Origin of the sequence: Caballeronia sp., assembly GCF_028292365.1 — a bacterium.
In the GTDB taxonomy this organism is placed as follows: Bacteria; Pseudomonadota; Gammaproteobacteria; order Burkholderiales; family Burkholderiaceae; genus Caballeronia.
In genome coordinates this window covers 1-8,715 of the sequence record NZ_JAQGMM010000357.1, presented here as the reverse complement: position 1 = coordinate 8,715, position 8,715 = coordinate 1, and the positions used below count along the sequence as shown (strand labels likewise).

8 protein-coding genes are annotated in these 8,715 nt (G+C 59.4%); 4 read left to right on the top strand and 4 right to left on the bottom strand.

All coding sequences use genetic code 11. The features are described from left to right. From JWR14_RS21680 to JWR14_RS21665, 4 genes are all read right to left on the bottom strand, one after another. On the bottom strand, positions 1 to 264 hold a 264-nt coding region (locus JWR14_RS21680; protein WP_299711266.1), incomplete at its 3' end, for an ATP-binding cassette domain-containing protein. Positions 265 to 274: 10 nt separating this feature from the next. Then, a complete protein-coding gene (locus JWR14_RS21675; protein ID WP_299711263.1) occupies positions 275 to 1,132 on the bottom strand; it encodes a carbohydrate ABC transporter permease in 858 nt (285 codons plus the stop codon). Further along, entirely contained in the window at positions 1,122 to 2,045 is a 924-nt protein-coding gene (locus JWR14_RS21670) for a sugar ABC transporter permease (protein ID WP_366144582.1), read from the bottom strand. Before JWR14_RS21670 ends, JWR14_RS21675 begins: the two co-directional genes overlap by 11 nt. 162 nt (positions 2,046 to 2,207) lie before the next feature. Further along, a complete protein-coding gene (locus JWR14_RS21665; RefSeq protein ID WP_299711257.1) occupies positions 2,208 to 3,461 on the bottom strand; it encodes an ABC transporter substrate-binding protein in 1,254 nt (417 codons plus the stop codon). On the opposite strand from JWR14_RS21665, the gene JWR14_RS21660 reads away from it, so the two are divergent. The 4 genes from JWR14_RS21660 (at position 3,461) to JWR14_RS21645 (ending at position 8,266) form a co-directional block, all read left to right on the top strand. Further along, positions 3,461 to 3,874, top strand: a complete 414-nt coding sequence (locus tag JWR14_RS21660) for a hypothetical protein (protein ID WP_299711254.1) — start codon at positions 3,461 to 3,463, stop codon at positions 3,872 to 3,874. The genes JWR14_RS21665 and JWR14_RS21660 overlap by 1 nt on opposite strands. Before the next feature lie 117 nt (positions 3,875 to 3,991). Next, positions 3,992 to 5,452 carry a glucose-6-phosphate dehydrogenase gene (gene zwf, locus JWR14_RS21655; protein WP_299711251.1) on the top strand — a complete coding sequence of 487 codons (1,461 nt, stop codon included), beginning with the start codon at positions 3,992 to 3,994 and terminating at the stop codon, positions 5,450 to 5,452. A gap of 185 nt (positions 5,453 to 5,637) precedes the next feature. Further along, complete coding sequence (gene pgl, locus JWR14_RS21650; protein WP_299711248.1) at positions 5,638 to 6,360, top strand: 6-phosphogluconolactonase; 723 nt, start codon at positions 5,638 to 5,640, stop codon at positions 6,358 to 6,360. Further along, positions 6,338 to 8,266 carry a bifunctional transcriptional regulator/glucokinase gene (locus JWR14_RS21645; RefSeq protein ID WP_299711246.1) on the top strand — a complete coding sequence of 643 codons (1,929 nt, stop codon included), beginning with the start codon at positions 6,338 to 6,340 and terminating at the stop codon, positions 8,264 to 8,266. Before pgl ends, JWR14_RS21645 begins: the two co-directional genes overlap by 23 nt. Positions 8,267 to 8,715 lie beyond the last annotated feature (449 nt).

Sequence of the window (8,715 nt, the reverse complement as noted above, 5' to 3'; positions counted from 1 at the left end):
CGGATAGAGCGCGTAGCTCTGGAACACCATCGCGATGTCGCGGTCCTTCGGCAGGTCGTTCGTCACGTCGTGATCGCCGATGTGAATGCTGCCCGCGCTCGGCACGTCGAGGCCGGCGATCATCGACAGCAGCGTCGATTTGCCGCAGCCCGAAGGCCCGACGAGGATCAGGAATTCGCCCTCTTCGATCTCGATGTCGATACCTTTGAGGATCTCGACCGCGCCGAAGCTCTTGCGGACATTGCGGATGGAAAGTGCGCCCATGTTCTTGTCGTTATCCCTTGACCGCGCCCGAGGTGAGGCCGCGCACGAAGTGCCTGCCCGCGAGCACGTAGATCGCCAGTGTCGGCAGCGCGGCGATCATCGCGGCGGCCATGTCGACGTTGTATTCCTTGACCGAACTCGAGGTGTTCGCCATGTTGTTGAGGCCCACCGTGATCGGCTTTGCGTCGCCGGCCGAGAACACGACGCCGAACAGGAAGTCGTTCCATATCTGCGTGAATTGCCAAATCAGGCACACCATGAAAATAGGCAGCGATACAGGCAGCAGGATCTTCGTGAAGATGGTGAAGAAACCCGCACCGTCAATACGCGCCGCCTTCACCAACTCAGCCGGAATGCTCACGTAGAAGTTGCGGAAGAACATGGTGGTGAACGCAATCCCGTAAACCACGTGCACGAGCACAAGTCCGGTCGTGGTGTTAGCCAATCCCAACATGCCTTGCAAACGCGCCATCGGCAAAAGGATGGCCTGGAAGGGGATGAAACAGCCCACCAGCAACATGGTGAACACGGCGTCCGCGCCACGGAAACGCCAGTGCGTGAGCACGTAACCGTTGAACGCGCCGACTATCGACGAGATCAGTACGGCCGGGATCACCATGCGCACGGAGTTCATGAAGAACGGTTCCATGCCGTCGCAACGCACGCCGGTACACGATTGCGACCACGCCTTGACCCACGGCGCGAACGTGAAGTTCGTCGGCGGCGTGAGCAGGTTGCCGGTGCGCAACTGGTCGAGATCCTTGAAGGACGTCGAGAGCATCACGTAGATCGGGAACAGGAAGTACAGGGCAAACAGAACCAGCGCCGCATAGATGACGGCGCGGCTGATCGTCATCTTAGATTCCATTGCGCGTGCTCCTCGATTCCAGATACATGAGCGGCACCAGTACGGCGACCACGGTGGCGAGCATCATCATCGACGAAGCGGCGCCCAAGCCGAGTTGCCCGCGATTGAACGAAAACGTGTACATGAACATGGCCGGCAGCGACGACGACGTGCCCGGACCACCCGCGGTCAACGCAACCACGAGGTCAAAGGTCTTGATGGTGATGTGGCAGAGAATCAGCAGCACGGAGAAAAACACCGGCCGCATGCTCGGAATCACGATACTGCGATAGATCCGCGGCAACGAAGCGCCGTCCATCTGCGCGGCTTTGAAGATTTCCGCATCCACGCCACGCAAACCGGCAAGGAACAAGGCCATGACAAATCCGGTGGATTGCCACACGGCGGCGATCACCACGCAGAAGATCGCCTTGTCCGGGTTGCCGAGCCAGTCGAACGAAAAGCTGGTCCAGCCCCAGTCGTGGAAAATCTTTTCCAGCCCGAGGCCCGGATTCAGGATCCATTGCCACGCGGTACCCGTCACGATGAACGACAGCGCCATCGGATAGAGAAAAATCGCGCGCAATGCGCCTTCGTTGCGGATCTTCTGGTCGAGCAGGATGGCCAGGAACAGCCCGAGCCCGACGCAGATCCCGATGAACGGAATGCCGAACCAGCCAAGGTTAGCGGCGGACGTCCACCAGACGTCGTTTGAGAACAGTTCGGTGTAGCGCTGGAAGCCGGTGAATTCATAACGCGGCATCAATCGCGAATTCGTCAGCGAAAGCCAGCCGGTAATAAGGATAAAGCCGTACACGAACACCAGTGCAATCAGCACGCTCGGCGCGAGTACCAGCTTCGGAATATATGTGTCGGCAAGCGCCGCCAAAGGCGACGTGCGGCGGGGCGGGGTGCGCGACGTCTTGCTCGCGATACCGCTAGGGGAGGCAGCCACTTCTCGACTCCTGGAAATTTGCCGGCAAGAGTCTCAGGCCGGAACAGGGATACAGCAGTTTTTACGCCAACTCATGCTTGGGATTTTCTCGGGCGCGCAGCCGGTTAAAAGCTGCGCGCCCGGTTTTACTGAGTCAAATGCTTACTTCGTCTTGGCGGCATTCGCCAGAGCGGCAACTGCGCTCTTCGAATCCTGCGTCGAGTTCATGAACTTCGTCACGACGTCAGTGATCGCGCCTGCTGTTGCGTCACCTTGCGCCATGCCGTGAGCCAGCGACGGCACATACCCGCCTGCCTTGATGGCCGTTTGTTCATCAGCGTACGACTGCTTGCCGCAGGCGTCGAACTTGGCCATCGAGACACCCAGGCGAACCGGGATCGAGCCCTTGTACAGGCTGAACTGTTCCTGGAATGCCGGCGACATGATGGTCTTCGCAAGCGCCAGTTGTCCCGGCGTCGCTTCCTTCGAACCCTTCTGCTGGAAGAACACGAACGAGTCGACGTTGAACGTGTACTGCTTGGAGGTGCCCGGCACCGGTGCGCAGACATAGTCCGTGCCGGCGGTCTTGTTCGCGCCCGCGAACTCGCCCTTGGCCCAGTCGCCCATGAACTGCATGCCGGCCTTGCCGTTGATGACCATGGCGGTAGCCAGGTTCCAGTCGCGGCCGGTGCGGCCGTTATCGAAATACGTTTCGATCTTGCGAACCGTGTCGAACACGCCAACCATCTGGTCCGACGTCAGCGTCTTCTGGTCCAGGTCGACAATCGCCTTCTTGTAGAAGTCCGCGCCTTGCGACAGCACGACGTCTTCCCACAAGGTCAGGTCTTGCCACGGCTGGCCGCCTGCTGCCACCGGCGTAATACCCTGGGCCTTCATCTTGTCAGCCAGTTCGAAGAATTCCGGCCATGTGGTCGGAACCTTGCCGCCTGCCTTGTCCAGCGCTGCCTTGTTGATCCACAGCCAGTTCACGCGGTGCACCGAGAACGGCGCGGCAACGTAGTGACCATCGGCGTGCATGATCTTGTCGATTTCCGGCGGCAGGTTCTTCTTCCAGTCACCAGCCACTGAATCGATTGGCACGAGCACGCCTTGTTCAGCCCATTCCTGAATCAGCGGACCCTTGATCTGTGCTGCCGTCGGGGCGTTGCCCGAGATGACCTGGGTCTTGAGCGCCGTCATGGCCGCTGCACCCGCGCCGCCTGCGACAGCGAAGTCCTTCCAGGTGTAGCCTTGCTTGGTCATGTCATCTTTCAACACGCCTACGGCCTTCGACTCACCACCGGAAGTCCACCAGTGCAGTACCGACACGGATTCAGCTGCCTGAACCGCTTGCGCCGACACGCCGCACAACAGACCTGCGGCGCCGAGCGCGCCGATGAGCTTGCGAAATTTCATTGTTTATCTCCTCCGAACACCTGAACAAAAAACGATTGGCCCCTGATGCCGCCAGGAAGCGATGGCTGGAACATGAACAAACTGAAGTGGCCGGTTATCGGCGGTGTCGGCGGGAAAAGCAAAGCATTGTCCAGGGCAAGGAACCTTGGGCACGCCAGCCTGGCCGGCAGACCGAACCACGGCCGCACGGCTCTCAAGAGATGAGTGTGTCGAATCGCAACTGTGTCTCCTCTTTTGATTTTTGCCCGTTCACACTGGCGTTCGGCCAGCGCGGCGTGCGTCCGGGGTTTTGCATCAACGTGGTTTTTGCCCCTTGTCGAGCCGTTGCCTATCTGGCAAAAGCGTCATCGGCTCAGGTCTATTACCATGCAACTAGACGTGAATCTCCGGGAAAACACGCATGTTCTGATTGACTAAGTGTTTTTTTCCGGGATCACGTTACCCCTTGATTTGAATTGTAGTTAAACTACAATTCAGTGTCAAAAAAAATTTTATCGGACTACGGTCCTCCAGAACCCCAGCGGAGACACATGCAAAACGACTCGAATTTCACCTTTGTTCTGTTCGGCGGAACTGGCGATCTTTCGATGCGCAAGATCCTCCCGGCGTTGTTCGAAGCGCACCGGGGCGGGATGCTCGCTGAAGGCGGCAAGATTGTCGCGGTGGCGCGCGCCGCCGAAGATCGCGAGGCGTATCTGAAATGGGTCGACGAACACGTCAAGCCGCACGTGTCGAAGAATGGTGTCGACGAAACCGTGTGGAAGGGTTTCCTGGCGCGCTTCGTCTACGTTCGTCTCGACCTCGGCAAGCCGGAAGACTTCAAGCTGCTGCGCGATGCGGTGAACGAGCTCGGCGGCACGCGGGTGTTCTACCTGGCCACGGGCCCGTCGCTGTTCGTGCCGATCTGCCGTGCGCTCGCCGATGTCGGCCTGAACGAAAATGCGCGGATCGTGCTGGAAAAGCCGTTGGGCTACGACCTGAAGTCGTCGCAGGCGATTAATGACGCGGTCGGCGAGATTTTCGCGGAAGAGCAGATCTACCGGATCGACCACTATCTCGGTAAGGAGCCGGTGCAGAACCTGCTCGCGCTGCGCTTCGGCAACGCACTGTTCGAACCGTTGTGGCGTCGCGAATGGGTGGAAAGCATTCAGATCACGATTGCGGAAGAGCTTGGCGTGGAGGCGCGCGGCGATTTCTACGACAACACCGGCGCATTGCGCGACATGGTGCAGAACCACTTGCTGCAACTGCTTTCCATTGTGACGATGGAACCGCCGCATTCCATGGATTCGGACTCCGTACGGGACGAAAAGCTGCGCGTGCTGCGCGCGCTCAAACCCGTCGATCCGCGCGACATCAGCAAGGTCGCCGTGCGTGGGCAATATCATGCGGGCGTGATCAAGGGAACGTCGGTGCCGGGGTACGCTACCGAAAAGGGCGTGCGGCCGGATAGCAGTACCGAGACATTTGTTGCGTTGAAGGTGGAAATCGAAAACTGGCGCTGGGCTGGCGTGCCGTTTTTCCTGCGCACCGGCAAGCGGCTCGCGGACCGGACGGCGGAGATTGTGGTGAATTTCCGGCCTGTGCCGCATTCGGCGCTCGGTGCTAACGCGTTACGCGCGGGTGCGAACCGGTTAGTGATTCGCTTGCAGCCGAACGAAACCATTCGTCTGTACTGCCTTGCGAAACAGCCGGGCGAAGGCATGAATCTCGCAAGCGTTCACCTGGATCTCGCGTTCGACAAGTTCTTCAAGGAAGGGCAGATGGAGGCGTATCAGCGCCTGCTGCTCGACGTGATCAACGGACGTCTCGCGTTGTTCGTGCGGCGTGACGAGCAGGAAGCGGCGTGGCGTTACGTGGAGCCGATCCTGGATGAATGGGCGGCCTCGACGAAACCGCCGAAGCCTTATGCTTCAGGCACTTGGGGCCCGGCGGCAGCAAGCGCGATGCTGGCGCAACACGGAACGTGCTGGCTGGAAGAAGAGAATTAACGCAGAGAATTAAGTTTGAGAATCAAGACCGTTGTAATGGGTCGGTGGAACGTGTTCTAAGACGTACGTGCTGTAGACATGTTGCAATTAAAGCCGAGACAAATCCCGTTGCGCGATGCTGAAAGTGGTTCTGGCGTTGTCGCAACGGGCGAAATGAAACCAAAACAAGGCAGCATGGAGGAGCAGTGATCGAGCTTCATACTTTTGATGAGCCAGGCGCCCAATCCGACGCTTTGGCAGAAGCGGTAGGCGACGCGCTTACTGCAACGCTCGCGGCTCGCGGAGCGGCGTCGGCTGATGCTGCTGTGGCTGGAAATCCCACCCAACACGCAACGCTTGCCGTATCTGGCGGCACGAGCCCGAAGCCGTTCTTGCAAACGCTTTCGACCCGTGCGCTCGACTGGGCGCATATTAATGTCACCCTGGTCGATGACCGTTGGGTCCCGGAGACGGATGGCGCAAGCAATGCGCGCCTCGCGCGTGAAACGCTGCTGCAGAACGCAGCGAGCGGTGCGCATTTCCTGCCGCTGGTGGACACCGCCCGGCCGCTGGATGCGCACATTGCCGATTTGAATGGCGATCCACAGCGCCGGGTGCCTGACGTGGCCGTGCTTGGCATGGGCGAGGACGGCCATACGGCGTCCATTTTCGCCGATGCCCCCGAGTGGGACTTCGCCATATCGACGACGGACCGGTTCATCTCGGTTCATCCGGGCAGTGCACCGCACGCGCGGGTGTCGTTGTCCATGTCCGCGCTCAAGGACGTCAAGCAGCTTTATCTGTTCATTAGTGGCCAGAAGAAGCTAGATGTACTAAACGCTGCGCTTGCCGCACCGCAAAAGAACGCCATCTCCACGTTGGCAAATGCTCAGGGAGTCAGGCTCGATGTCTACTGGTGTGCAAAGTAAGGCCGTAACGGTAGCGGCCGGAAGTCAGCACGCCGACGGACCCAGGCTTTTGGCCGATGTTGGCGGCACGAACGCGCGGTTTGCGCTCGAAAGCGCACCGGGCGTGATTGGCGAAATACGTGTGTACCCTGGCCGCGACTATCCGGGTATTGCTGAGGCCATGCAGCAGTATCTGAAGGACATCAAGGTGAGCCGCGTCAACCACGCGGCTGTGGCGATTGCGAATCCGGTGGATGGCGACCACGTCTCCATGACGAATCACGACTGGAGCTTTTCGATCGAGGCCACGCGCCGCGCATTGGGCTTCGACACGCTTTTGGTCGTGAACGATTTTACTGCGCTTGCGATGGCGTTGCCCGGCCTGACCGATGCGCAGCGAGTGCAAGTGGGCGGCGGAGCGCGCCGGCAGAACAGTGTGATTGGCTTGCTTGGGCCGGGTACGGGCCTGGGCGTGTCCGGCCTGATTCCCGCCGATGACCGATGGATTGCGCTTGGCAGCGAAGGTGGTCATGCGACTTTTGCACCGTCGAACGAGCGCGAAGATTTGGTCATGCGTTTTGCGCGCACAAAATTCTCGCATGTGTCGTTCGAACGCGTGGCGGCGGGACCGGGTTTGTTGCTGATTTATCAAGCGCTTGCCGAACGCGACGGCGTGAGCGTGCCGGACGATCTCGAGTCGGCCAGCATTACGCAGCGCGCACATGATGGCGAGGCGCTTGCGCTAGAAGCCGTGAATTGTTTCTGCGGCATTCTCGGGACGTTTGCCGGGAATATTGCGGTGACGCTGGGCGCGCTGGGCGGGATTTTTATCGGCGGCGGGGTGGTGCTGAAGCTGGGCGAGTTGTTCACGAAGTCGCCGTTTCGCGAGCGGTTCGAAGCGAAGGGGCGGTTTCAACAGTATTTGTCGAGCGTGCCCACGTTCATCATCACGGCGGAATATCCGGCGTTTCTTGGGGTATCGGCAATCTTGTCGGAGCAGTTGTCGAATCGCGCGAACGGCGGCTCGTCCGCGGTGTTCGAGCGGATTCGCCAGATGCGCGATGCGTTGACACCGGCCGAGCGCCGCGTGGCTGATCTTGCGCTGAACCATCCGCGTTCGATCATCAATGATCCGATCATCGATATTGCGCGCAAGGCCGATGTCAGCCAGCCGACCGTGATTCGTTTCTGCCGGTCGCTGGGTTGCCAGGGGTTATCCGATTTCAAGTTGAAGCTGGCGACGGGGCTGACCGGTACGATTCCGGTGAGTCACAGTCAGGTTCATCTGGGCGACACCGCCACGGATTTTGGCGCGAAGGTGCTGGACAACACGGTGTCGGCGATCTTGCAACTGCGGGAGCATTTGAATTTCGATCATGTGGAACGCGCGATCGATATCTTGAATGGTGCGCGGCGGATTGAGTTCTACGGGCTGGGCAATTCGAACATCGTGGCGCAGGACGCGCATTACAAGTTCTTCCGGTTCGGCATCCCGACTATTGCTTATGGCGATTTGTACATGCAGGCGGCGTCGGCGGCGTTGTTGGGCAAGGGCGATGTGATTGTGGCGGTATCGAAGTCGGGGCGTGCGCCGGAGTTGTTGCGCGTGCTTGAGATTGCGATGCAGCAGGGTGCGACGGTGGTGGCGATCACTTCGAGCAATACGCCGTTGGCCAAGCGTGCGACGGTGGCGTTGGAGACTGATCACATTGAGATACGTGAATCGCAGATGTCGATGATCTCGCGCATTTTGCACCTTGTGATGATCGACATTCTTGCGGTTGGCGTGGCGATTCGTCGAGCGGTGCCGAACGCGGGTGCTGACGTGAGCGAAGCGATGACGAAGGTAAGAGAGGCCGGCGATGACGACACGGGCGCGGTGCTTGACTGGCTGAGCCACGGCGCGGCGGGGATAGCACGGGACTAGCGGTAGTGGTGCTTGTGACGTGACGCGCTAGATTGAGCGCTGTAGTAAGAAGCCGCCGATGCGAGGTTCGTATCGGCGGCTTTTGCGTTTGGGGGAGGGATGCGACGAGGCTGCGAGGGCCGTGCAGGTCCGTAGGAAACGTGTGCTTGCCCGAGAGCGTATGGGGCGAAGCGTGTTCATGTCAGGATTCGCGAGAAGGAGGGTTTCACACATCGGTGGCTCTGGCGAGCACCGTGCTTTTGGGGCACCTATGAATCAAAACTGCACGCTGTGGACACTTAGGGTAGAGCGGTGAAAGCGTTTTCTTTGCTTCGTTTCTTTTTCGCTTTGGAAAAAGAAATGACGCGCCGCCACGCGCAGTGGCTAATAGTGATAAAGAAAACATCTAACGCACGCAGACCACTGACACCGAAAGCAGCAACCCGGCAATGACTCAGACCGCTAAGCCA

Coding starts and splice junctions, on each gene's coding strand:
- JWR14_RS21675 (WP_299711263.1), bottom strand. CDS start 1,132: ATGGAATCTAAGATGACGATCAGCCGCGCCGTCATCTATGCGGCGCTG.
- JWR14_RS21665 (WP_299711257.1), bottom strand. CDS start 3,461: ATGAAATTTCGCAAGCTCATCGGCGCGCTCGGCGCCGCAGGTCTGTTG.
- zwf (WP_299711251.1), top strand. CDS start 3,992: ATGCAAAACGACTCGAATTTCACCTTTGTTCTGTTCGGCGGAACTGGC.
- JWR14_RS21645 (WP_299711246.1), top strand. CDS start 6,338: ATGTCTACTGGTGTGCAAAGTAAGGCCGTAACGGTAGCGGCCGGAAGT.